The organism is Streptomyces sp. SAI-127 (assembly GCF_029894425.1).
In the GTDB taxonomy this organism is placed as follows: Bacteria; Actinomycetota; Actinomycetes; order Streptomycetales; family Streptomycetaceae; genus Streptomyces.
In genome coordinates, this window is sequence record NZ_JARXYJ010000001.1 from 9,949,957 (window position 1) to 9,971,768 (window position 21,812).

A 21,812-nucleotide genomic window follows, 5' to 3' on the forward strand; every position below is an offset into this window, starting at 1 on the left:
CGCAGGTTGTGGCCTCGGCCGACGATTGTGCGCGACGACCCGGGTCTTGCGACAAGCCCCCCTGCGCGCTATAACTTAAGAGTGGCAAGGAGAGTTCTCTCCTTGCCTTTGCTATTCGCCGTCCGCTGGGACTCACGAGATCTCGCGAAGCGTCCAGGCCGAGCCGCCTGATGTGTTCGCCGCGAGTGGCGCTTGCCCGACGACTCATCGGGTACCGCGTTTGAATGAGGGCGGTATCCGCACAGCAGGGCGATTACTGAAAGCGATGGGTGTGTGACTCGTCTCAGTGGCTCGGGGGACGACCGGTCGAGCGGACCGGGTGACGACCCGCTCTCCGTCGCGCTGGACATCGCCGATGCCGTGGACGGTCTCGCGAACGTGTGGTCGGTGGCCGCCCAGGGCGCGAGTCTGAGGCTGTCGCCGCACCAGCTGAGAGCTCTTCGGATCCTGGAGTCGGAGCCGGGGCTCAATCTCACCACTCTGGCGGAGAGCATGGACATAGGTCCGCCCACTGCCAGTCGGTTGTGCGATCGGCTGGAGGCGGCGGGCCTGCTGGAGCGGCTGCTGCATCCGCACAGGCGACGTGAGGTGCAGCTCGTCCTCACGGGGCGCGGCCGGCAGATCCTTGACGAAGTGGCCGCGCGCAGATCTCAGGCACTTGCCGTGGTCCTCGCGGCCATGGAACCCGGTGAGCGGGCGGCACTGGGCGGCGGTCTGCGGGCTTTCCTGACGGCTCAGGGCGACACCGGCAGGGACATCGACGGCCCCGAACGCTGACCGGGTGGCGGAGCGCCTACCCGTTCGGCTGTGGTTCGGAGGCCTTCACGGCGTCACGGTGTGGCACAGCAACAGGCAGACGTCGTCGTCCCGTTCGGAGTCGTGCAGGAGGGGCTTGAGCAGGGCGTCGGCCGCGGCGTCCAGGTCCTTTTCCAGTTCCGGTGTGTTGAGCGCCGCGAGGGCGTGGCTCAGACGGTCGATGCCGGGGTCGATGCCCTGCCCCCGGCGTTCGACCAGGCCGTCGGTGTACAGCACCAGGGAGGAACCGGCGGGCAGGTCGGCCCGGTGATCCGTGTAGACGTAGGGCAGCGGGATGCCCAGCATCACGCCGGGTTTGGCGTCCAGGATCCGTACCGTGCCGTCGGCGGCGCGGGCGACGGCGGGCGGGTGACCGGCCGACGACCACACCACTTCCGGTTCGCCCGGCCGGAAGCGGGCGATCAGCGCGGTGGCGTACAGGTCCGGTTGCAGGTGGCCGAGCATGCGGTGCAGGCGCGTGAGGATCTCGCCGGGGGTGGCGTTCTCGACGGCGTAGGCGCGCAGGGCGGTGCGCAACTGGCCCATGACGACCGCGGCGTGCAGTCCGTGGCCGGTGACGTCCCCTATGACGGCCAGCAGGCTGCCGTCGGGCTGGAGGAAGGCGTCGTACCAGTCGCCGCCGATGTTCATGCCCCAAGTGGCGGGCAGGTAGCGCGCGGCGAGCAACAGGCCTGGCGGGGTGGGCAATTCGGTGAGCTGGGCGCGCTGCAGGGCTTCGGCGGTGTTGCGGGACTGCTGGTAACGGTGGGCGTGGTCAAGGGCCACGCCGACGCGGCGGGCGAGTTCGACCAGCATGACGGAGGTGTCCTCGTCGAAGCGGGGGCCGGGGGCGGTGAGGGTGAGGACGCCCAGTAGACGCTGTGCGACGAGCGGAATGGCCAGCAGCGGCCGCTCCGGGGACAGGGCGGAGGGCGGGAGGTCGTCGACGCCGGGCAGGGCGCCGGGGCGGGCCGCGGCGTGCTGGGGGCGGCCTGTTCGGGCGGCGGCGACGGCGGCCGCCGAGTGCTCCCGGACGCGGTGTGCGAGCTCGTCGTCGGGGTCCGCGTACTCCTCCTCGTCGAAGAGCCAGACGTCGAGATGCTCCGCGTAGTCCGGCACCAGCATGTCGGAGAGGCGGCGCAGGATGGCCGTATGACTGAGGGACGAGGTGATGGCGGCGCTGGCGTCGCCGAGGAAGGTCAGCAGGCGCCGGGCCCGTTCCGCCTCGGCGCGCGCGGTCCGCTCGGCTTCCAGGAGGTCGCGCTGTGCGCGTGCCGCGGCCTCCAGGTCGGCATGGAGGGCCAGAACGCCCTGGTTGGTCTGATGGAGTTCCTCCCGGTGCAGCCGGACCAGGCTTTCCTGCTCGTCGAGGAGGCTCAGCACCTCCGCGGTGTCCTCGTCGGCGCGCAGCAGGGCCTCCGGCAGCGAGGTGGCGACGCTCGGACCTAGGTGGGCGGGCTGGTGAGGCAGAGAGCAGGTGAGTGCGGGGACGTCGTCCAGCACACCTGGCCCGGAATGGCCGACCGGGCTCAACGAAGCCTCGAGTCGACCGGTCTGCCCGGCGGCGGACTGCCGGACGTGGAGCAGGAGTTCCCACTTTCCGCCCCGGCCGAGGCAGCGGCGCAGCCGCGCTGTCAGCGCGGTCAGGAAGCGGGCTCGTTCCGGCGTCGGTGCCCCGGCGTCCGTGGCGATGCGGTCGGCGGCGGCGCGGGCCCGGGCGGCGTCGGCGACGGACGCGATTTTCCAGACGTCAGGGGGTGCGGTCATGCGCGTCCGTTCGGGGGGCAGGGGTCAGTACGGCCACACTGGCGTCGTCGCGCAAGGGGCGGGCAGCGCTGCCGGCGTCCCTCAGGACGACCGCGGCCACCACGGCCGGGTCGTGCACGGCGAGTCGGGGGTCGCCGGGGGGCACCCAGCGGCTGGGGAGCCCGTCGCTGTGCAGGACGAGCAGACTGTCCGGCGCCCATGCGGTCGCGGACAGGGGCACGGCGGCGGGGAAGTGGGCTCCGACGATGCCCGGGTGCGAGATGAGGGGCCGCCACCCGCCGTCGGCGCGCAGTCTGGCGCCGATGTTGCCGACACCGGCGAACGAGAACCGGCCGCTGTCCTCGTCGAGCTGTGCGACGCCGACGGCCGCGCCTCGTGTGGCCCGCAGCGCCGCGTGCAGGTGCCGCAGGATCTCGGCCGGCGGCAGATCGGCACACCGGCGAAGTTCTTCCACGGCGGCGGTGGACGCTTCGGCCGCCTTCTGCCCGTGGCCCAGCCCGTCCACGAGCATCAGCGTGACCAGGGGACCGGAGCGCACTCGGCTGAAGGCGTCTCCGGAGTGCTCGGCATGGGCCAGGGAGGTGGTGATCCCCCCGGCCCGGGTGCCCGTACGCGAGTGCACCTCCCGGGGTTGAGGGCCGCCGGGCGCCCGGGCCGGGGCGATGCGTGCCACCGCGACGGTGCCCCCGCCCGGTCGGCTGTGCAGGTCGAACTCGCCGGAGATGCGCCGGCAGGTGCCCAGGCCTGCCCCCAGGGAGGAAGGGGCGGTCGTGTGACCGTCCCGCATCGCCGCCGGGACGTTGTCGATGCCCGGACCGTGATCGAGTGAGGCGATCTGCAAGCAGGGCACGTCCTCGGCGCACGTGTCGGAGGGGGCGGTCAGATTGATGAGGACGCGGCCGCCGCCGGCGTGCTTGACGAGGTTGGTGCCCAACTCGGTGGCCACCAGCGCCGCGACCGCCGTGGAATGCGCGTCCAGTCCCGCGCCGGCGCAGGCGGCTTCGGCGGCGACGCGTACGTCCCGGACCCGGGTGCTGTCCTGCACCGGGATGTCCCACACCCTGCTCAAGGCGCACCTGTGCGGGGCGCGGGCAGGCCGGAGACCCAGTCGGTGATGGTGACGGTGGTGCCCCGGCCGGGGCGGCTGTCGAGAGCGAACTCCTTGACGAGCCGCTTGGCCCCGCTCAGCCCCATGCCCAGGCCGCCGCCGGTGGTGTAACCGTCGGCCATGGCGAGCTCGACGTCCCGGATGCCGGGGCCCGCGTCGACGAAGGACAGCCGCAGTCCGCGGTGGGTGCCTTCGGTCAGCACCGTCATCTCCATGTGCCCGCCGCCACCGTGCACGAGGGCGTTGCGGGCCAGTTCGCTCGCCGCGGTCACCAGCTTCGTCTGCTGGACCAGATTGAAGCCGAGGTCGGCAGCGGCCTGGCGCACTTGCTGCCGTACCCGGGCCAGGTCGGCGTCCGAGCCGATGGGCAGACGCGTGGTCGAGGCGATGGGGGCATGCATCATGCACCCTCTTCCAGGTGAGCGGTCGGAGCCGCCGAGGAGGCCCGGCCCAGCAGGGACAGGGCCTTCTCGACGTTCAGGGCGGTGCTCAGGCCGGGCAGGGTGAGACCCAGTTCGACCAGGGTGATGGCCACGGCCGGACGCATGCCGGCCAGTACGGTGCGCGCGGTCAGCAAGCGCGCGCTCGCGGCGATCTCGGCCAGAACACGGCCGAGGAAGGAGTCGATGATCTCCACGCCGGAGAGGTCGATCACCACACCGGCGACGGGCATCGCACTGGACGCGATACGCCGGGAGATTTCGTGCTGGAGTTGTTCGGCCGCGCCGTCGAGCAGCTCTCCCTGCAGGGTGACCAGCAGGACGTCGCCCAGCGCCAGTACCGGTACGGGGCCCGGGCCGGGACGCATGGCGGGGAGGCCGGTCACCGCGGGCCCGCCTCCATGACCGGGCGCGCGGAGACGACGATGCCCTGCTGGGTGAGCGCGTAGGCCAGCGCGTCGGCGAGGCCGGCCCGCGTGATGATGGAACCGAGGTCGATGCCGAGCTGGACGATGGTCTGGGCGATGGCGGGACGGATCCCGGAGACGATGCACTCCGCGCCCATCAGGCGGGCCGCGGCGACGGTCTTCATCAGGTGCTGGGCCACGAGCGAGTCGACGGTCGGGACGCCGGTGATGTCGAGGATGGCGTACGCGGCCCGCTGGTCGACGATGGCTTCCAGCAGGCTCTCCATCACGACCTGGCTGCGGGCGCTGTCCAGGGTGCCGATCAGCGGTACGGCGACGACGCCGTCCCACAGCTTGATGACCGGGGTGGCCACCTCCAGCAGCTGCTGGCGCTGCCGGGCGATGAGCTCCTCGCCCGCGCTCACCGTGGTCTCCATGATCACCAGGCGCAGTGTGGCGATCAGGACCGCCAGCGCCTGCGTGCACGCGGTGGCCCGCGCGTCGTCGGCGTCGTCCTGGAACTCGGCACGCAGCAGTGCGGTCACGGGCTCGCGCAGGCCCGCGACCTCGCCGGCGATCTGCACCGGCGTGAACCCGGCCCGGGCCCGGCCCGCGGCCGTCCGGCCGAGCTGGTCCCTCACGGTGCCGAGTCCCGGAGCCTCGACGTCCTCCAGCCGTCCGGATCGGGCCACGTCGGCCAGGGCGTCCACCACCGCTTTGCACGCCTCGACCGCCTCGTCCTGGGAGACGGTGAAGACCGTACGGAACAGGGCGGCGTCCGCCCAGCGTTGGGCGATCTGTTCACGGCGCCGTTCCAGGAAGGCGCCCAGCTCCTTCGCCGTCCCGGGGGCCGTGTCGTGCTCCGCCACCTGCATCGTCTCCCTGCCTGCGAGGCCGTAGGGCCCGCCGGGCGGTCAGGCCATGCGGCAATTATTGCCGCATGGCAAACGTTAACGCGAGCGTGTGGGGCGAACAACATGCGGTCGCCGCCACGGGGTCGGCTCGTCCGTCTACTCGAACTGCGGCCTGCCGCGCCAGTCCAGACACACGATCAGCGCGTCGTCGTCCGGCATGGTTTCGCCGCGGTGGCCGGTCAGCTCCCGCAGGATCGCGCGCGGCACGTCTGCGGCGGGCAGCAGCCGCGTGGAGTGGATGGCACGGGCGAGCGCCGCCTCCCCGTACGCCTCTCCCTTGGGGGAAGCCACGGCATGCACGCCGTCGCTGACGAAGACCAGCCGGTCACCGGGCTCGACGTCAAAGTCCTGCGCCACGTAGTCGGTCTCCTCGAACATGCCCAGTGGGAGCTGGGCTTCGAAGGCGACGCGTTCCACGGTTCCGCCGCGCAGACGCAGCAACTGCGGGGAGCCGGCGTCCACGACGCTCGCCCGGCCGGTGGCCAGATCGAAGTCGAACATCAGGACGGACAAGTAGCAGTGCCCCCGGTAGTGGGCGTAGACGGCCTGGTCCGCCAGGGCCGCCTGGTCCGCGATGGAGAGACCGGCGCGGCGGGCGTTGCGCAGTGCGTTGATGGCCAGGTTCGTCAGCAGGGACGCCTCTATGCCCTCGCCCATGCCGTTGGTGACGTACAGCATCAGATGGTCGGCGGTGGCGGACCAGTCGAAGTTGTCGCCGAAGATGGCGTAGGCAGGCTCCAGTTGGGCCCCCAGGTCGTACTCGGGGCGGGAGCAGGCGCGGCCGGGCAGCAGCTGCCACTGCATCTCGGCGGCCAGCGTCAGCCGGTCCTTGCGCCGCGCCTGGAGATACAGGTCGGTGTCGCGCTCGGCCACGACCACCTCGTGCCCCAGTACGTCGGCGATGTCGGCCAGTTCGGACTCCCAGCGGTGCGCGGCGTCGCCGTCGGACAGCGTGAGCGACAGCACGCCGAGCCGGTCGCCGCGCACACTGACCGGCAGATGCAGCCGTGTCCGCCCGTTCCGCCCTTCCTCCCGGTACGGCTTCTGGGAACCGAAGGCCCGGCCGGCCGGGCTGTTGTGCACCGACACCGGCACCAGCGTGTGCGGCAGCACCGACACCGGCTGGAGCACGCTCAGGCCGTAGTCGGCCATGAACAGCTCGACGTCCTCCGCGCCGTACTGCTCGATCAGTACGGCGCGGATGGCGTCGAGCAACTCGTGGGGGGCCGCTGTGCGCAGAGCGCGCTCAACGGCCAGAAATCTCTTCATGATGCGAAATACCCCTGTCCTTCACCGGACGACGTACGGGTCCCCTCACGAGGTCGCCCCCCGATGGACCGCGTCGACCATCCCGGTCCCGTGTGGTCAGCGCGCGCGCCTAGTACGCTGACAGCACCCCAGTGCCTGCGAGAGTGTGATCGTGACTGCCTTCCGCCGCCGCTCAGAGCGCGATGAGGTCGCACGCGTGACCACCACAGCCGTCGAGCTGCTGGAGGTCGTGTGGGGCCGGGCCTCGACCGCGCCCACCTCCGCGTCGCAGCTTCGGGTGCTGCACATCCTCGAACACCATGACGGCATCAACCTGCGCACCCTCGCCGAGTCCCTCGCCTCGACGCCGCCGTCCACCAGTCGGCTGTGCGACCGGCTGGTGGCGGCCGGGTTCGTCGAGCGGGTCGTGAGCGAGGAGAACAGACGTGAGGTGCGGCTGCATCTCAGTGGCCCGGGCCGCGCCTTCCTCGTCGACCTGCGCGCCCGCAGGGAGAGGGAGTTGCAGACCGTGCTGGCGGACATGCCTGCCGGCAAGCGGGTCGCGCTGCTGGAGGGGCTGGAGGCGTTCTGCGTCGCCGCGGCCACGCATATACACGACGACGCGGCGGATTCCGGCAGCCGGACCGCCTGACCCGACGATCGCGCCGACAGCGTCTTTGTCACCTCTCGACAGGTCCTTCCCCGTGCGTCCGACACGGTTACTGTGTTGCTTCCCGGCTTTTGTTGTCAAACGGCAACAGTGCGTCTGACCGCCCTTACCCGACCTCGGTTACCCCGTCGCGGCGAGTTCTTCGGTGGGTGTGCCGTATGTCTCTCGAACGAGGGAAGCGGCGCATGTGCGGAGCCATCGGGGGAAGAGGATGGATTTCTGCTCAGCCGAAGCGCAACGTACGCGGCGCGAAGGTGCCTTCGGGACCGTCGGCGCGGCCGACCGACCACACCGTGTCGGTACCTGGCACCGGCGCCAGCCGCAGTGTCCGGGAGTCGCCCTCTCCGGCCACCACCGGTTCGCTGTACTCGGTGAACGACTGGCCGTTCCAGGCGAGGAAATCCGGCCCCGGGACAAGCGGCGGAGAGCTGCCGGCCGGACCCCACTTCTGCGAGCGGGCCACCGCGACCCAGGCCGGGCCGCCGGACGCGGAGGCCGCCAGTGAGCTGATCGAGCCGAAATCGGTGGGGACGCTCACCCGGCTCCACGTCTGCCCGTCGAAGCGGAGCAGCAGCGGCGGAATCGGCCGGCCCGGCGGGCCGCCGACGAACCCGGCCGTGCCACCCGCCCACACCTCGGTCGGCGAGACCGCCAGCACACTGCCCACGGCCGACCGCGGGAAGCCGTCCACGATCGTCTGCTGCCACGCCTGCCCGTCCCAATGGGACACGGCCGCACCCGAGTCGGTGGCGCCCGCGGCCCAGACGTCGTCGGCCGCCCGTATGTGCAGCCCGTACACAGATCCCGGCGGCACCGGCACGTCCCGCCAGCCGCTCCCGTCCCGGCGCAGCAGTACCTGGGCTCCGTCCCGCGAGCCGATCAGCCAGGCCTCACCGCCACCGGCGACGACACTCGTCAGCACCACACCGGGCGGCGGCCGGCTCTCGGACCAGGCGATGCCGTCGAAGCGGAGCAGGCGGGCGCCGCCCGCCGCATCGCGGCCGACCGCCCAGACCATGGTCGGTGAGGTGGCGGCGATGGACAGCAGCTCTCCCTGCCAGCCGATCCCGGACAGGCTCTGGCGGTGCCACACGGTTCCGTCCCAGCGCAGCAGCAGCGGGAAGCCCGGTGCCTCGCGCCCCACGGCGTCGGCGCCCACGGCCCACGCCTGGTCCGGGCCGAGCGCCACGGCCTCGTTCAGCGCGGCCTGGGGGCGTACCTGTGCCGGAACGGGAACATGCATCCAGGACAGGGGTTGCGCCGCGGCCGAGCCCATGACCGTGATGATGGTCATGGCGACAGCGAGGGCCGCGACGAGAAGTCTTCTTGTCATGCTCAGCCTCCCAGCCGTTCGCTCATTAGGTTCGGTTTCGAGCCGTAGATCTCGACGGTGCCGAAGGACAGCAGTGAGGACCCGGCCCTCGTCAGCGCACGCGGCTTGACGTCGATCGCGTTCGTGCGCTCCGGGCCGTAGGAGAAGGTGGTGCGGGGGCCGTCCACCCGCGCGTACTTCGACTGGAACGCGCGGTCGCTGCGCACCGGCAGCCACAGCGCGCCGTCCGGGCCGCGGACCATTGCCTCGGTGTAGGTGTCGCCCAGCGGCGGGTGGGCGGTGCGCCAGACGTGTCCGTTGAAGGTCATCAGGTAGGTGCGGGCCACGCCGTCGGTGTACTGACTGCCACCGATCGTGATCCGGCCCGACGGTTCGAGCAGCAGCGTGTGGACGTTGCTTTCCGGCGGCAGCGGCACCTTCGCGTCCTGCCATGCCGTGCCGTCCCAGTGCAGGACGGCGGTCCCGGTGCTGGTGTCCGCCCAGGCCCAGGCGTCGTCGGCGGCCCGCGCGGTGACTCCCATCAGGTACAGCACCCCGGCCGGGGTGGCCTGTGCGGTCCAGCGGGAACCGTCGTAGTGCAGCACCTTCAGCCCGGTGTCGTCCTCACCGACCACCCACGCACCACCCGGTGTCGCGGTGAAGTCCTGGTAGGTCCACAGGGTTTGCGGCAGCGGAAGGGCACTCCATCCTCCCGCCGACCGGCGCAGGATCTCGCCCTCTCCGGCACGGTTGTGGAAGATCCACACTTCCGCGCCGACGAACTGCACCTTGCCGAGCCAGCCCGGCTCACCGGCACCGGGGAAGGTGGTGTCCCGGCTCCACGCCGTGCCGTTCCACCGGTACAACATCGGCCGCAGTCCGTCGGCGGCCTGTTCGTGCCCGGTCGCCCACGCCTCGGCCGGCCCGCGGGCGGCCAGATCGGACACGGTCACGGGCGGGGCAGCCGGCGGCACCGGCAGCGCCGACCAGCTCGGTGTCACGGCAGGGTTCGGTGTCACGGCCGCAGCCGGCGACACCACCGCGGCACACGCGATCACAAGGCAGACGACGACCGCACGGAGACCGTTCACGAGACCTCCCAGAACGCGAAGGCCGCACACGCTATGGGCCTTCACCGATCCGTGGACAGACGGCATTCGGCCGATCGAGGCTCCCGGGGGGCGCGGTCAGCAACGGGACAGCAGGGTTGTGAGTTCAGGTCGGTGCGCGAGATCGTTCGAGACGATACTGCTGGTGTCGCCCACCGGAGGACTCGCGTGACCGATCCCGTGCCCGCCTCGCTGCCCGCCCCGCCCTACTACGCGGTGGTCTTCACGGCAGTGCGGACCGCCGGCGACAACGGCTATGGGGAGATGGACGAGCGGTTGTTCAAACTGGCCGCCGACCAGCCGGGATTCCTCGGCGTCGATGCCGCTCGCGGTGCGAACGGCCTGGGGATCACGGTGTCGTACTGGAGGGACGAGGAATCGATCGCCGCATGGCGGAATCACGCGGAGCACGCCCTGGCCCGTGCGTACGGACGCGAGCACTGGTATGCCTCGTTCGCGCTCCACGTGGCCAAGGTCGAGCGCGCCCACGCCTTCACCCGCCCGGCGGATACGTAGGTCCTGTTGCGCTCGGTCAGGCAGGCGCGGGCTCGAGACGTACGACGATGCCCTTCGACGTGGGCTGGTTGCTGATGTCGGCGACGCTGTCCAGCGGCACCAGGACGTTGGTCTCGGGGTAGTAGGCAGCCGCGGAGCCCTGTGCGGCGGGGTACGGGACCACCTCGAAGTTCTCGGCGCGGCGCTCGGTGCCGTCCGCCCAGATGCTCACCAGGTCGACGTGATCGCCCTGGGCGAGGCCGAGTTCACGCAGGTCGGCCGGGTTGACGAGCACGACGTGGCGGCTGCCGTGGATGCCGCGGTAGCGGTCGTCGAGCGTGTAGGGGATGGTGTTCCACTGATCGTGCGAGCGCAGGGTCTGCAACAGCAGGTGGCCCTCGGGCGCCTTGGGGATCACGCGCTCGTTGCGGGTGAACAGCGCTTTGCCGGCCGAGGTGTTGAACACGCCCTCGTTGACGGGGTTGGGCAGTTGGAAGCCGCCGGGCCGTGTCACCCGTGCGTTGAAGTCGTGGAATCCCGGCACGATGCGGGAGATGCGGTCACGGATCGTGCCGTAGTCCCCTTCGAACCGGTCCCAGGGGATGTCCGGCTTGCCGTCGAGGGTGCGCCGGGCCAGCCGGCACAGGATCGCGACCTCGCTCAGCAGCAGCGGGGACGCCGGTTCGAGGCGCCCCTGGGAGGTGTGCACCTCGCTCATGGAGTTCTCCACCGTGACGAACTGCTCGCCGTCGGCCTGTACATCGCGTTCGGTGCGGCCGAGGGTGGGCAGGATCAGCGCCGTGTCACCGCAGACTGTGTGCGAGCGGTTCAGCTTGGTGGAGATGTGGGCGGTCAGCCGGCACGAGCGCATGGCCTCCTCGGTGACCTCACTGTCGGGAGCGGCGCGTACGAAGTTGCCGGCCAGAGCGAGGAACACCTTGGCGCGGCCCTCGCGCATCGCCTTGATCGCGTTCACCGAGTCGAGTCCGTGCGGGCGTGGCGGATCGAAGCCGAACTCCTTCTGCAGCGCGTCGAGGAAGGAGTCCGGCATCTGCTCCCAGATGCCCATCGTGCGGTCGCCCTGGACGTTGCTGTGCCCGCGCACGGGGCAGACGCCGGTGCCGGCGCGACCGAGGTTGCCGCGCAGCATCACGAAGTTGACGATCTCCCGGATGGTGGGCACACCGTGCTTGTGCTGGGTGATGCCCATCGCCCAGCAGACGACGACACGCTCGCTGCGCAGGACCTCGTCGTGAACCTTCTCGATCTCCTCGCGGGTCAGTCCGGTCGCCGCGCGCACGTCGTCCCAGTCGACGGTGCGGGCATGCTGAGCGAACTCCTCGAAGCCGGCGGTGTGGGCGTCGATGAAGTCGTGGTCCAGGACGGTGCCGGGCCGGGCGTCCTCGGCTTCCAGCAGCAGGAGGTTGAGGGCCTGGAAGAGGGCGAGGTCGCCGCCGGGCTTGATGTGCAGGAAGCGGTCGGCGATCTGGGTGCCGCGTCCGATGACCCCACGTGGCTTCTGCGGGTTCTTGAAGCGTCGTAGCCCGGCCTCGGGCAGCGGGTTGACCGCCACGATGCGGGCGCCGTTGCGTTTGGCCTCCTCCAGGGCCGTCAGCTGACGGGGATGGTTGCTGCCGGGGTTCTGCCCCACCAGGAAGATCAGGTCGGCATGGTGGAGATCGTCGAGGCTGACGGTGCCCTTGCCGGTGCCCAATGTCTCGCTCAGGGCGAAGCCGCTGGACTCGTGGCACATGTTGCTGCAGTCGGGCAGGTTGTTGGTGCCGAAGGCGCGGGCGAAGAGCTGCAGGACGAAGGCGGCCTCGTTGCCGGCCCGGCCCGACGTGTAGAAGACGGCCTCGTCCGGGGAGTCGAGCGAGGTGAGCTCACCGGCGAGCACACCCAGGGCGTCGTTCCAGCCGATGGGCTCGTAGTGGTCCGAGCCCGGCCGCTTGATCATCGGTTCGGTGAGCCGGCCCTGCTGGTTGAGCCACATGTCGGAGCGCCCGGCGAGGTCGGAGACGCCGTGCTCACGGAAGAAGTCGGCGGTGATCCGGCGTTTCGTGGCCTCGTCGTTGATGTGCTTGGCGCCGTTCTCGCAGTACTCGTTGCGATGGCGCTGTCCCGGGGCCGGATCCGCCCAGGCGCAGCCGGGACAGTCGATCCCGCCGACCTGGTTCATGGCCAGCAGGTCCACTCCGGTCCTGCGCGGGGAGGTCTGCTCCAGGGAGTACTCCAGCGCGTGCACGACCGCGGGGACCCCGGCCGCCCACTTCTTCGGCGGTGTCACCGAGAGGGTGGTCTCCGGCTCCTCGCCGGGCGGGTTCTGCATCGCTTCGCCTTTCTCCTGCCGCGTCTGTCCTGCCGCCTTGCGGTACGCGGGTCAGCCGACGGGCCACTGGGCCACACGGCTCCTGGGCGGTTCCGGGTGATCGTGCTGTACCCGGCCGTTGCGGATGGTGCCGCGCCAGGCCCCGCCCTCCTGTCCCAGTCCCTCGATGAACTGCTTGAAGTGCAGGAGCTCGCGGCGGACCAGCCGGGCGGTCACCTGCGTGACCTTGGACGAGCCGGTGAGCCGTTTCGCGGCCCCGTGTGGCTCGAGCAGCATCCGGACGGTGATGGCCGTACCGCCCGACTCCGTCGGCCTGAACTCCACCTCACCCTGGTGCGAGGGGCGCTGCTCCAGGCCGCGCCAGGCCAGGTAGGAGTCGGGGTCCTGCTCGACGATCTCCACCGCGAAACGGCGGCGCAGCGGGCCGTAGCCGATGGTCCAGGCGGTCACGGTGGGCCTGACCTGTTCGACGCCGTGCACCACGGGCGAGAAGCGGGGGAAGGTCTTGAACTGCGTCCACTGGTTGTACGCCGTGCGCACCGGCACCGCGACCTCGACCGTCTCCTCGACGTGCCGCCTCCGCAGCGGCCGACGGCGCGTGACACCGTCACTGCCGGGGCGCATCCCCGGCGTGTTCGGGACGGCCTGCCGGGAGTCCTGTTCGCGCGCCATCGTGGCCTCTCCTCCGGTGCAGGGATCCGGGCCTCGCTCGCCCGCCTCCCTCTCGTGTGTCAGGGCTCCTCTCCCGGTTCCCACATCGCGCTCTTCGAGTCGCACGAATGCGACTGCATCCTGCTCGGCCCCCGGCTTCGGGGGAGCGCCGTCGACTGGCCTGGCGGGGCACCCCCATGGACGGCAGCCAGAATTCGTCGGCAGTTCATGCACGACTCGCCGCGTGCCGCAGCCTCACGGCGGCGGTGTGGCGGCACGCGTTCGTCCAGCGCATGGCTGTCTCGCGTAGTCCTCCCGCCGTCGGACGGGTGCGGGCCTGCCGTCGGTCCGGGTCTCCAGGGCGTGCAGCACGGCCACCATGTCCTCGTCGCCGTGGCCCTGTTCGACGGCCTCGCCGTACAGGGCGTGGCAGGCGTCGAGGAGCGGGGAGGCCAGACCGGCCTTGCGGGCGGCCTCGGCGATCAGGCGGTTGTTCTCCAGGACGTTGGTGGCGGCGGCCTGCACGGTGAAGTCGCGGGCCAGCAACTTGGGCCCCTTCACCCGTGAGACGGCACTGGCCATCGGGCCCGCGTCCAGGACGTCCCGGAGCAGACGCTGGTCGACTCCGTGCCGGTCGGCGAAATGGAACGCCTCGGCCAGCCCGGTGACGAGAGTGATCAGGAACAGGTTCACCGAGAACTTCATCAGCAGCGCGCCAGGGACCGCGCCGCAGTCGAACGTCTCCCGGCACATCGTGGCCAGGAGAGGGCGTACGGCCGCGACGGCGTCGTGGTCGCCCGCCGTCATTCCCACCAGCTCGCCCTGCTCGGCGGGGATGCGGGAGCCGGAGACGGGAGCCTCGACATACCGTCCGCCCGCGGCTCGGACAACGTCCTGCAGAGCGCCCGAGTACTCGGCCGAGGTCGTGCCCATGTGAACGACGGTCCGTCCGGCGACGAGACCGGCGAAGTCCGGGGTGTCGCGCCCCAGCACGGCGTCCACGGCGGCCTCGTCGGCCAGCATGAGGATCACGGTCCGGGCCCGCTCGAAGACCTCGGCGGGGCTCGCGGCGACCTCGGCACCGGCGGCGCCCAGGGCCTCGCACCGGCCGGGGGCGCGGTTCCACACGACGAGAGGCGTCCCGGCCCGGACGAGGTTGAGGGCCATGGGCCGCCCCATGGTTCCGAGGCCGATGAATCCCACGTACACAAGGCACCGCCTTCTCCGGCTCACACCGAAGCCGAGCCGTCGCCGCCCACTATGACAGCGGTCATAGTAAACGCGTCTATGACAGCGGTCATAGAGTGGACCCGCACAAACCACACAGGGAGGTCGGCGATGGCGGTGCCCGAGAGGGGAGCACGGGAGCGGATGGTCTTCAGCGCCGCACAGCTCATCCGGCGCGACGGGGTCGCCGCCACCGGCATGCGCGAGGTCGCCGCCCACGCCGGCGCGCCGCGCGGTTCGCTCCAGCACTACTTCCCCGGCGGCAAGGAGCAACTGGTCAACGAGGCGGTGGAGTGGGCCGCCCGATACGCGGGCAACCGAGTCGCCCGTTTCCTCGCCGCCCTGCCCGAACCGACGCCGAGCGGGCTGTTCGCGGAAATGGTGCGCCAGTGGACCGACGAGTACGAATGCGTCGGCTTCGCGGGAGGCTGCCCCGTCGCCGCCGCCACGGTGGACTGGGCCGAGTCGACCACGTCCACGCGGGCGGCAGTGGCGGACGCGTTCGCCACCTGGACCGCTCCGGTGGCCCGGGCGCTGACCGACATGGGCGTGCCCGAGGAACGAGCGGCCGCGCTGGCCACCCTCATGGTCAGCACCTTGGAAGGAGCGATCCTCATGGCCCGGGCGGAGCGGGACATACGTCCGCTGACGACCGTGGCCCGCGAACTCGGTCCCCTCCTCGACGCGGCGGTGAGCCGGGACGGCTGACCCGCCTCCTGCGGTCGACCGCACCTCCCCGCACGGCACTGGACCGATGATGAGTCACAGGCATCACGGGCCACTGCGCGTTCAATACGGTCATTGGCAACCGCCCCGCCGAAGTGCCGTGAGGTGCCTCCGGCCCTGCCAGCCGCGGTCACCCGCGCTGGATCGAGATCGACCTCAAGCGGGTGGTCTGACCGGGGACCACTCGCCCATCCATTGTTCGGCGTCCCATTTCTCGAACCGTTGCAGCTCGGTGAACCCCAGCTTCGCCGCGAGGCGCATTGAGCGGGCATTGGCGGTCTGGGTGTAGAGCACCACCGGCACGCCGGGAAGCGCATCGGCGAACCAGTCGAGTGCCGCTGCGCACGCCTCGGCGGCGTAGCCGCGTCCCCATACCTCCGGCAGGAACAGGTAACTGAGCTCGGCCTCCCCCGCGTCCGGACGGACATTGCCGCGACGCTCCGCTTCGCGCCGGCTGACCTCGACGGTGCCGATCATCGCTCCGTCGAGCTCGATCACGAAAAGGCCGGGGCGCCGCCCGGGCGTCTCAGGCACGGAGCGCTCGAGCTCATCGCGCGGTTGAGGGCCGCCGAGGTAGGTATGCACATCCGATGAGGCGAACAGCTCGATGAACGCCGCACGGTCCCGGGCCTCGGACTCCCGGAGCACGAGCCGCTCGGTTTTGATCGGGTCAAGTGGCCAGACGACGACACCGAGTTCAGTCATGGCGGGCAACCTATCGCACGCCCTCGGCCTCGTCCTTCCCGATGATCTTCCACGCCCACAGGCTCCACGGACCTCACCGCACCCGAACGACTGAGAACGGACACCGGCGCCCCGCACCGCGCCCGGCATGACAAGCTGTGATTCCCACTGCCCGAACCCAGGAGGTCACGATGACCGCAGAAGCTGCATCCCCAGAAGGTTCGGAGCCGGCTGAGCCCGAGACGTCCGCGCTCGAGCCCGACAGCGACGGCAACTACGACCTCAAGCGCAAGTTCCGCGAGGCCTTGGCGCGCAAGCGCGGTGCGCAGGCGGACGCCGCCGACCTCGCCGCCAACCCCCAGGCCTCGAAGATCCGTGGGGCGCACGGCCCGGCTGCGAGCCAGCGGTCGTTCCGGCGCAAGAGCGGGGGCTGAGCCGGAGCGGGTCCGGATCTGACCGCTGCTGATGGCCGTCACACCGTCGTGGCCGCGGTGCTGTGAGGGCTACGACCCGAACCCGACCCACCCTGCCGACGGACTGGCAGCAGCCGGCCGCTCGGATCGGCTGACGGAGAAACGACCGCCCGTGGGGGAGTCCATGCATTCCCCCACGGCGATCCGTGCTCCGGTCTTCAGTAGCCGATGGTGAAGCGGCGCTGAACGAAGCGCGGCAGCTCTGCCTCGTCGATGAGGGCGACTGCCATGTCCTCCACCGAGATACGGCTGCGGCCGTCGGCGTCGAGGACGGGCTGGTCGCCGCCGATCCGGAAGCGACCGGTGCGCTCACCGGGGGCGATCTCCTCCGCGGGGCTCACATAGGTCCACAGCCGGTTCGAGGTCCGCAGGACGTTCAGGGCGTCGCGGTGACCGCGTACCGCTGCGGCGTATTCGCGCGGCAGTCCAAGCTGGTCGAGGGTGTTGTACAGGAGCTCGTCGGAGTCGGCGCGCATCACTCCCGGTTCGATCTCGAGGCTGCCGGCGCCGCCGATCACGATGAGGCGAGTCCGGGGGTGGCTCTCCAGAGCCTTCAGCAGGGCTCGCGCCGCCGTGGCGTAGACGTCGGGGTCGGCGATCGAACGCCGTACGGTGTCCTCGAAGTCATTGGCGGCATTGCCCGGCTGGAAGCCGCTGATCAGGACGTCGAGGCCGGGCAGGACGTCGCTGATGCTCTTGGGGTCGAGGACGTCGACGCTCGTCCAGGTGAGGTTGTTCCGGCGTTCGTCGCTCTGTGCCTGAGCGGCGTCGCGGCTGAACGCCGTGACGTGGTGGCCGCGGTCGAGGGCCTCCGTGACAACCCGGCTGCCGATGGTGCCTGTGGCTCCGATGACTCCGATGTGCATGGTCTCCCCTGTGCATGCAGACGTGAGACACCACCGATGGGTGACGCCGTGCAGAAACTACACGCCGTGCAGTTTTTGCGCACCCGCTCATTAACTCGACGCTGTAGAGTCCTGGTGTGACAGTCACAGGCAGCAGGGGAAGGCGTGAGCGGCTCCGGACCGAGACCACGGCCGAAATCAAGAAGGTGGCCCTCGCCTTGATGGCCTCGGGCGGCCCGGATGCCATCACGCTGCGGGCCATCGCCCGCGAGATGGGCATGACCGCCAATGCCATCTACGGCTACTTCCCGACCCGGGACGACTTGGTCACCACGCTCATCAACGACGTGTACACCGCCTTGGCCGACGCGGTGGACACTGCCTGGGAGGCCACCTCCGCCACGGATCCCGCCGTCCGGATCGAGGCGTGGGCCCATGCCTTCCGCGGCTGGGCACTGGTGAACCCGCAGGGCTTCCGGCTCATCTACGGCGACCCGGTTCCCGGCTACCGGGCCCCCGAAGGCGGCCCCGCGCCGGACGCCGCACACCGGGTCTGCACCGGACTCACCGCCCTGGCGGCAGCCGCCTGGCCGCACGCCCAACAGCTCTACGCCGACAGCGACTTCGACTGGTCCGACTTCGACCCCGGGCTCCTCGGCAAGGTGCGCCCCGCCTTCCCCGACCTGCCGCCCGCAGCCGTCGCCCTCGCCCTGCGGATCTGGGGGCACCTGCATGGACTGGTGTCACTGGAGATCTACGGCCACATGCGCACCCAGACCACCAGCCCGGAGAAACTCTTCCAGGACGAACTCGCCCACCTCCTGCGCATGTTGGCCCTGCCACGCCGGCACGCGGACAACCCGCGCCGCGCGTAGAAGGATCTGCACTCCCCGAGGCCGGTTGAGGTGGCCGCCTCCTGCCCGGATACCCCGTAGAACGAGCTGTCACCGCCACATAGGTTCCGCGTATGACGAACGTACGGATCGGCGTGATGTACGACCGCGACTGGGTCCCGGAGGGACTGCCTGCCTTCGCGCGGCAGGCGGAGGCGCTCGGCGTGGACGACGTGTGGGTGGTGGAGGACCTCGGGTGGAACGGCGGGGTGTCGGCAGCGGCCGTGGCCCTCGGAGCCACGGAACGCATCAAGGTGGGCATCGGCATCGCCCCCGCCCCGTTGCGCAGCCCGGCGCTTCTGGCGATGGAACTGGCCACGCTGGCACGGGTGTTCCCCGGGCGGCTCGTGGCCGGGATCGGGCACGGGGTGCAGGAGTGGATGGCCCAGGTGGGTGCTGCGGCCCGTTCCCCGCTGGCCCTGCTGGAGGAGACGATCACCTCCGTACGCGCACTGCTGCGCGGGGAGAGGGTAGAACTGACGGGTCGTGAAGTGCGCCTGGACGGAGTGCAGTTGACACATCCGCCGACCGAGGTGCCGCCGGTGGTCGCGGGCGTCGTGCGCTCTCGCTCCCTGGAACTGTCCGGCCGCGTCGCGGACGGCACCGTGATCACTGAGGGCCACGGCCCGCGCGACCTGGAGAACGCCCGCGCGCTGACCGCCAAGGGCGGCGCCGCGTCCGACCATGCCCTGACGGTCTTCGCCTTCGCCTGCGTCGGTGACGACGCCGACGAGGTGGCCCGGGTCCTGCACCCGCACATCGAAGGCCACGGCGCCTGGCTCGGCAGGCCGCCGCACGAGGTGTTCACCGTCTCGGGCCCCGCCCCGCAGGCCGCCGAGCGTCTCCGCGCTCTGGCGACGGCCGGCGCGGACACGGTCGTCCTGCGGATCGCCGGCCCGGATCCGCTACGGCAGCTGGAGGCGGTACTGGATGCGGTGGGACGGCGGAACTGAAGTCCCGACGCGGCCGCCGAGCCCAGCCGGCTCATGGAGGGACGGGCGCTCGGGGGAACCTGAAACCGGCAGATCGCTCGGCCGCCCTCTCGGCCAGGGGCCGTGGTCCGTCGGACATGGCAGCGGCCAGGGCCGCTACTTGGGCGGCAGGCTCGCTGCGAAGGCGCTTCCCGCGTCGATCCACGCGCTCAGGGCCTCGTCCTCCGTCACCGCGGACCCGGTGACCACGACCCAGCCGCGCATCGGGCGGCCGGTCATGTCGAAGACCCGCGCCCCCGGCCGGGCGAGGGCCGCGTCGGCGGCGTCGGGACCGACGCGGACCATGAGGTCCTCGCCGGTCACGCCGACAGCCATGTTGCCCTGGTACAGGAAGGCGATGCCGCCGAACATGCGCTTCTCGGTGACGCCGGGATCCGCGCCGAGGTATTGGCGGATGCGCTCGGCGAGCCCTTCGTCGTACGCCATCAGACGTCTCCTTGCCGCTCGGAGAGTCTGCGCTCGAGGTCGCGCAGATCCTTGGTGAGGGAGGAACGGACCTGACGCGCGAGCAGCGGTGACGCCAGGCGCAGAAGACCGCCGGGGCCACCGCGGACCCGGATGGCCGCGAGCGTGCCGCGCGGGTGTGCCTCGAAGGAGTAGGTCACGTGCATCGGCATGGGAGCGGCCACGGAGACCATGTCCAGCAGCTTCGGGGGCTCGTACGCGGCCACACGCAGGACGTAGTCGATGCGCCGGCCGAGGAAGTACGCCGTGCGGGTGACCTCGGCGCCCGTCCCGAAGCCGCCGGCGTCCGCCTGCCGGGTCATCTCCGCCGTACGGATGCCCTGCGTCCACTCGGCGTCGTGGCGCCAGTCCATGGCGTAGGTGGCCACCCGCTCGGGCGGCAGCGGGATGTCGCGCCGCACTGTCACGTCGATGGTCATCGTCTCACCGCCTCGTACCCGTGGCACCGGCTGCCGTCGGCGCGCTCCGTCCCCTCCAGCATGGCCGTGATCGGCGGCCCATGCCCATTCCGAGGTGAAAGAACGGGAGAAGCGAGCTCTGAAGACAGTCGACCGGATTCCTTCGCATGGGACAACCTTTGTCAGAGCCTGAACGTCCAATGAACAACAGGAGACACATGGTCTCCGTTGGGGGGAACGTTCATGCTGAAGGTCAGCATCGTGGTGCCCGTCTACAACGCGGGCCGTTACATCGACATGTGTGCGCCGTCGCTTTTACGTCAGACTCTGGGGGAGGACGCGTACGAGGTCATCTACGTCGATGACGGCTCGACCGATGACTCCGCGCAGCGGCTCGACGAGTTGGCGGCGCAGCACGCGCATGTGCGGGTGATCCATCAGGAGAACTCGGGCTGGCCCGGCAAGCCCCGCAACGTCGGCATCCGGGAGGCCCGCGGGGAGTACGTGCAGTTCGTGGACCAGGACGACGAGTTGACCCCGGCGGCGCTGGAACACCTGCACCGGCTGGCCGCCCGTAACGGCTCGGACATCGTCCTGGGCAAGGTCGTGGGCAGCATGGCGGGACCGAGCAACGTCTTCAAGCGCACCGTGGAGCGCTGCACGGTCGAGGACGCGCCCCTGATGGAGAGTCTGACCCCGCACAAGATGTTCCGCCGCGACTTCCTGCTCGCCCACGACCTCAGGTTCCCCGAGGGCCCGGTGCGGCTGGAGGACCAGCTGTTCATGGTCCGCGCCTACTTGCGTGCCAAGACGGTCTCGATCCTCGCCGATCACCCCTGCTACGTGTGGAAGCGCCGGGACGACGGCGGCAACACCAGCAGCCGCGCCTCCGCCCCGGAGGACTACTACGGTCATCTGCGCACGGTGGTGGAGGCGATCAAGAAGGAGACCCGGCCCGGCCCGCTGCAGAACCACCTGCTGCGCCGTTCCTATCGCGTGGAGCTTCTGCGTCCGGTGGGTGAGCCCCGCGTTCTGCAGCGCACCGGCAAGAACCTCGAGCGTTACTTCGACGTCGTCCGCGCCTTGGCCCTTGAGGCCTATCCGCCCGGTGTGCGCGAGGGCCTGCCCGCCCTGACCCGGCTGCGGGCGCACCTGCTGGAGGAGGGCCACCTGGACTCCCTCGTCGAACTCTCGCGCCGCACCCAGCGCATCAGGCCCGAGGTCACCGTGGACGACATCCGCTGGCGCGACGGAAAGCTCCACGTCACGACGACGGTCGGTATGCGCCGCGCGGACGGTGAACCCCTGGCTCTGGTCGAACGTTACGGCCGTATGCTCCTGGACCCCGAACTGTTGGCCGGTATCAAGGGCGCCGAGGGCTGGGAGGCCCCGCACCCCCTCGGCCATGCCTACGGCGAACTCCTCGTCCATGACACGGCCCGGGAGCTGTGGTGGTACCCGGACGCCGACCTGACCCCGCGCACGCAACCGCTCGGCGGTGGCCGCCACCGTGTCGTGCTCACCGGCGAGACGGCCATCGACCCGCTCACCCTGGCCGGCGGCCGGCCGATGGAACCCGGCACGCACGTGGTGTGGGCGAGCGCCCAACTCCTGGGCGTGGGCCGCAGGGCGCGAGTGACACGCAGCGACGCCGCAACGCGCAGAGCCGGCCCAGGCCTCGGGACCGTCCCCGGCCCCGGTCTCGGCTTCGGCTCGGTCAGGGTCGGCACTCCACCCCACCTGGTGGTCTCGGGCTGGGGCGGCCAGGCCGGTCAACTCCGCCTCTCCGTACGCCCACCGGGGCAGGCCACACTCCCGCACCGCATCTACCTGCGCACCACATCGGCCCCACCCATCCGCCGCG

General features: G+C 70.8%; 23 protein-coding genes. 8 read left to right on the forward strand and 15 right to left on the reverse strand.

From position 1 onward, the window contains the following. The first annotated feature begins 273 nt into the window (after positions 1-273). Positions 274-777 (forward strand): MarR family transcriptional regulator, encoded by a 504-nt coding sequence (locus M2157_RS45540; protein WP_280868133.1) that lies wholly within the window; start codon positions 274-276, stop codon positions 775-777. Positions 778-822: 45 nt separating this feature from the next. Here the strand turns inward: M2157_RS45540 and M2157_RS45545 are convergent, their stop codons facing one another. From M2157_RS45545 to M2157_RS45570, 6 genes are all read right to left on the reverse strand, one after another. Then, on the reverse strand, positions 823-2,562 hold the full coding sequence (locus M2157_RS45545) for a SpoIIE family protein phosphatase (protein WP_280868134.1): 1,740 nt from the start codon (positions 2,560-2,562) through the stop codon (positions 823-825). Beyond that, positions 2,546-3,631 carry a SpoIIE family protein phosphatase gene (locus M2157_RS45550; protein WP_280868135.1) on the reverse strand — a complete coding sequence of 362 codons (1,086 nt, stop codon included), beginning with the start codon at positions 3,629-3,631 and terminating at the stop codon, positions 2,546-2,548. Before M2157_RS45550 ends, M2157_RS45545 begins: the two co-directional genes overlap by 17 nt. Then, the gene (locus M2157_RS45555; RefSeq protein ID WP_280868372.1) at positions 3,628-4,071 is read right to left on the reverse strand and encodes an ATP-binding protein; all 444 of its coding nucleotides are present in this window, start codon (positions 4,069-4,071) and stop codon (positions 3,628-3,630) included. The genes M2157_RS45550 and M2157_RS45555 overlap by 4 nt, the downstream gene beginning before the upstream one ends. Beyond that, a complete protein-coding gene (locus M2157_RS45560; RefSeq protein ID WP_280868373.1) occupies positions 4,071-4,478 on the reverse strand; it encodes an STAS domain-containing protein in 408 nt (135 codons plus the stop codon). Before M2157_RS45560 ends, M2157_RS45555 begins: the two co-directional genes overlap by 1 nt. A gap of 14 nt (positions 4,479-4,492) precedes the next feature. Further along, entirely contained in the window at positions 4,493-5,392 is a 900-nt protein-coding gene (locus tag M2157_RS45565) for an STAS domain-containing protein (RefSeq protein ID WP_280868136.1), read from the reverse strand. Positions 5,393-5,527: 135 nt separating this feature from the next. After that, positions 5,528-6,700 (reverse strand): PP2C family protein-serine/threonine phosphatase, encoded by a 1,173-nt coding sequence (locus M2157_RS45570; RefSeq protein WP_280868137.1) that lies wholly within the window; start codon positions 6,698-6,700, stop codon positions 5,528-5,530. 196 nt (positions 6,701-6,896) lie between these two features. Between M2157_RS45570 and M2157_RS45575 the strand changes: the two genes are divergently transcribed. Beyond that, the gene (locus tag M2157_RS45575; RefSeq protein WP_280868138.1) at positions 6,897-7,331 is read left to right on the forward strand and encodes a MarR family transcriptional regulator; all 435 of its coding nucleotides are present in this window, start codon (positions 6,897-6,899) and stop codon (positions 7,329-7,331) included. A 241-nt stretch (positions 7,332-7,572) separates the two neighbouring features. On the opposite strand, the gene M2157_RS45580 is transcribed toward M2157_RS45575, so the two are convergent. Continuing rightward, a complete protein-coding gene (locus M2157_RS45580; RefSeq protein WP_280868139.1) occupies positions 7,573-8,682 on the reverse strand; it encodes a hypothetical protein in 1,110 nt (369 codons plus the stop codon). Between the two features lie 2 nt (positions 8,683-8,684). Continuing rightward, positions 8,685-9,752: a hypothetical protein gene (locus tag M2157_RS45585; RefSeq protein ID WP_280868140.1), complete on the reverse strand. Its 1,068-nt coding sequence runs from the start codon at positions 9,750-9,752 to the stop codon at positions 8,685-8,687. A gap of 186 nt (positions 9,753-9,938) precedes the next feature. Here M2157_RS45585 and M2157_RS45590 point away from each other — a divergent pair, with 186 nt between their 5' ends. Then, the gene (locus M2157_RS45590) at positions 9,939-10,286 is read left to right on the forward strand and encodes an antibiotic biosynthesis monooxygenase (RefSeq protein ID WP_280855254.1); all 348 of its coding nucleotides are present in this window, start codon (positions 9,939-9,941) and stop codon (positions 10,284-10,286) included. 16 nt (positions 10,287-10,302) lie between these two features. Here the strand turns inward: M2157_RS45590 and M2157_RS45595 are convergent, their stop codons facing one another. The 3 genes from M2157_RS45595 to M2157_RS45605 all read right to left on the reverse strand — a co-directional run bounded on the left by M2157_RS45595 (position 10,303) and on the right by M2157_RS45605 (position 14,454). Then, positions 10,303-12,594: an FdhF/YdeP family oxidoreductase gene (locus M2157_RS45595; RefSeq protein ID WP_280855253.1), complete on the reverse strand. Its 2,292-nt coding sequence runs from the start codon at positions 12,592-12,594 to the stop codon at positions 10,303-10,305. Positions 12,595-12,645: 51 nt separating this feature from the next. Continuing rightward, on the reverse strand, positions 12,646-13,266 hold the full coding sequence (locus tag M2157_RS45600) for an SRPBCC family protein (RefSeq protein ID WP_280855252.1): 621 nt from the start codon (positions 13,264-13,266) through the stop codon (positions 12,646-12,648). A 234-nt stretch (positions 13,267-13,500) separates the two neighbouring features. Further along, entirely contained in the window at positions 13,501-14,454 is a 954-nt protein-coding gene (locus tag M2157_RS45605) for an NAD(P)-dependent oxidoreductase (RefSeq protein ID WP_280868141.1), read from the reverse strand. 129 nt (positions 14,455-14,583) lie between these two features. Between M2157_RS45605 and M2157_RS45610 the strand changes: the two genes are divergently transcribed. Beyond that, positions 14,584-15,180, forward strand: coding sequence for a TetR/AcrR family transcriptional regulator (locus M2157_RS45610; RefSeq protein ID WP_280855250.1), 597 nt, complete (start codon positions 14,584-14,586; stop codon positions 15,178-15,180). A gap of 174 nt (positions 15,181-15,354) precedes the next feature. On the opposite strand, the gene M2157_RS45615 is transcribed toward M2157_RS45610, so the two are convergent. Then, positions 15,355-15,903, reverse strand: a complete 549-nt coding sequence (locus M2157_RS45615; RefSeq protein WP_280868142.1) for a GNAT family N-acetyltransferase — start codon at positions 15,901-15,903, stop codon at positions 15,355-15,357. Positions 15,904-16,073: 170 nt separating this feature from the next. On the opposite strand from M2157_RS45615, the gene M2157_RS45620 reads away from it, so the two are divergent. Then, positions 16,074-16,316: a DUF5302 domain-containing protein gene (locus tag M2157_RS45620; RefSeq protein WP_266554122.1), complete on the forward strand. Its 243-nt coding sequence runs from the start codon at positions 16,074-16,076 to the stop codon at positions 16,314-16,316. 197 nt (positions 16,317-16,513) lie between these two features. Here the strand turns inward: M2157_RS45620 and M2157_RS45625 are convergent, their stop codons facing one another. Further along, a complete protein-coding gene (locus M2157_RS45625; RefSeq protein WP_280868143.1) occupies positions 16,514-17,221 on the reverse strand; it encodes an NAD(P)H-binding protein in 708 nt (235 codons plus the stop codon). A gap of 116 nt (positions 17,222-17,337) precedes the next feature. Between M2157_RS45625 and M2157_RS45630 the strand changes: the two genes are divergently transcribed. Both M2157_RS45630 and M2157_RS45635 read left to right on the forward strand, forming a co-directional pair. Beyond that, positions 17,338-18,075 carry a TetR/AcrR family transcriptional regulator gene (locus tag M2157_RS45630; RefSeq protein WP_280855246.1) on the forward strand — a complete coding sequence of 246 codons (738 nt, stop codon included), beginning with the start codon at positions 17,338-17,340 and terminating at the stop codon, positions 18,073-18,075. 92 nt (positions 18,076-18,167) lie between these two features. Beyond that, complete coding sequence (locus tag M2157_RS45635; RefSeq protein ID WP_280855245.1) at positions 18,168-19,046, forward strand: LLM class flavin-dependent oxidoreductase; 879 nt, start codon at positions 18,168-18,170, stop codon at positions 19,044-19,046. 135 nt (positions 19,047-19,181) lie between these two features. Here M2157_RS45635 and M2157_RS45640 read toward each other — a convergent pair whose 3' ends face one another. Together M2157_RS45640 and M2157_RS45645 are read right to left on the reverse strand one after the other, a co-directional pair. Then, positions 19,182-19,511, reverse strand: a complete 330-nt coding sequence (locus tag M2157_RS45640) for a TfoX/Sxy family protein (RefSeq protein ID WP_280868144.1) — start codon at positions 19,509-19,511, stop codon at positions 19,182-19,184. Then, on the reverse strand, positions 19,511-19,969 hold the full coding sequence (locus M2157_RS45645; protein WP_280855242.1) for an SRPBCC family protein: 459 nt from the start codon (positions 19,967-19,969) through the stop codon (positions 19,511-19,513). Before M2157_RS45645 ends, M2157_RS45640 begins: the two co-directional genes overlap by 1 nt. Before the next feature lie 222 nt (positions 19,970-20,191). On the opposite strand from M2157_RS45645, the gene M2157_RS45650 reads away from it, so the two are divergent. After that, positions 20,192-21,812, forward strand: a 1,621-nt coding sequence (locus M2157_RS45650; RefSeq protein WP_280868145.1) for a glycosyltransferase, incomplete at its 3' end; no start/stop codon positions are given.

Coding starts and splice junctions, on each gene's coding strand:
- M2157_RS45545 (WP_280868134.1), bottom strand. CDS start 2,562: ATGACCGCACCCCCTGACGTCTGGAAAATCGCGTCCGTCGCCGACGCC.
- M2157_RS45555 (WP_280868372.1), bottom strand. CDS start 4,071: ATGCATGCCCCCATCGCCTCGACCACGCGTCTGCCCATCGGCTCGGAC.
- M2157_RS45560 (WP_280868373.1), bottom strand. CDS start 4,478: ATGCGTCCCGGCCCGGGCCCCGTACCGGTACTGGCGCTGGGCGACGTC.
- M2157_RS45565 (WP_280868136.1), bottom strand. CDS start 5,392: ATGCAGGTGGCGGAGCACGACACGGCCCCCGGGACGGCGAAGGAGCTG.
- M2157_RS45570 (WP_280868137.1), bottom strand. CDS start 6,700: ATGAAGAGATTTCTGGCCGTTGAGCGCGCTCTGCGCACAGCGGCCCCC.
- M2157_RS45580 (WP_280868139.1), bottom strand. CDS start 8,682: ATGACAAGAAGACTTCTCGTCGCGGCCCTCGCTGTCGCCATGACCATC.
- M2157_RS45595 (WP_280855253.1), bottom strand. CDS start 12,594: ATGCAGAACCCGCCCGGCGAGGAGCCGGAGACCACCCTCTCGGTGACA.
- M2157_RS45600 (WP_280855252.1), bottom strand. CDS start 13,266: ATGGCGCGCGAACAGGACTCCCGGCAGGCCGTCCCGAACACGCCGGGG.
- M2157_RS45610 (WP_280855250.1), top strand. CDS start 14,584: ATGGCGGTGCCCGAGAGGGGAGCACGGGAGCGGATGGTCTTCAGCGCC.
- M2157_RS45615 (WP_280868142.1), bottom strand. CDS start 15,903: ATGACTGAACTCGGTGTCGTCGTCTGGCCACTTGACCCGATCAAAACC.
- M2157_RS45620 (WP_266554122.1), top strand. CDS start 16,074: ATGACCGCAGAAGCTGCATCCCCAGAAGGTTCGGAGCCGGCTGAGCCC.
- M2157_RS45625 (WP_280868143.1), bottom strand. CDS start 17,221: ATGCACATCGGAGTCATCGGAGCCACAGGCACCATCGGCAGCCGGGTT.
- M2157_RS45635 (WP_280855245.1), top strand. CDS start 18,168: ATGACGAACGTACGGATCGGCGTGATGTACGACCGCGACTGGGTCCCG.
- M2157_RS45640 (WP_280868144.1), bottom strand. CDS start 19,511: ATGGCGTACGACGAAGGGCTCGCCGAGCGCATCCGCCAATACCTCGGC.
- M2157_RS45645 (WP_280855242.1), bottom strand. CDS start 19,969: ATGACCATCGACGTGACAGTGCGGCGCGACATCCCGCTGCCGCCCGAG.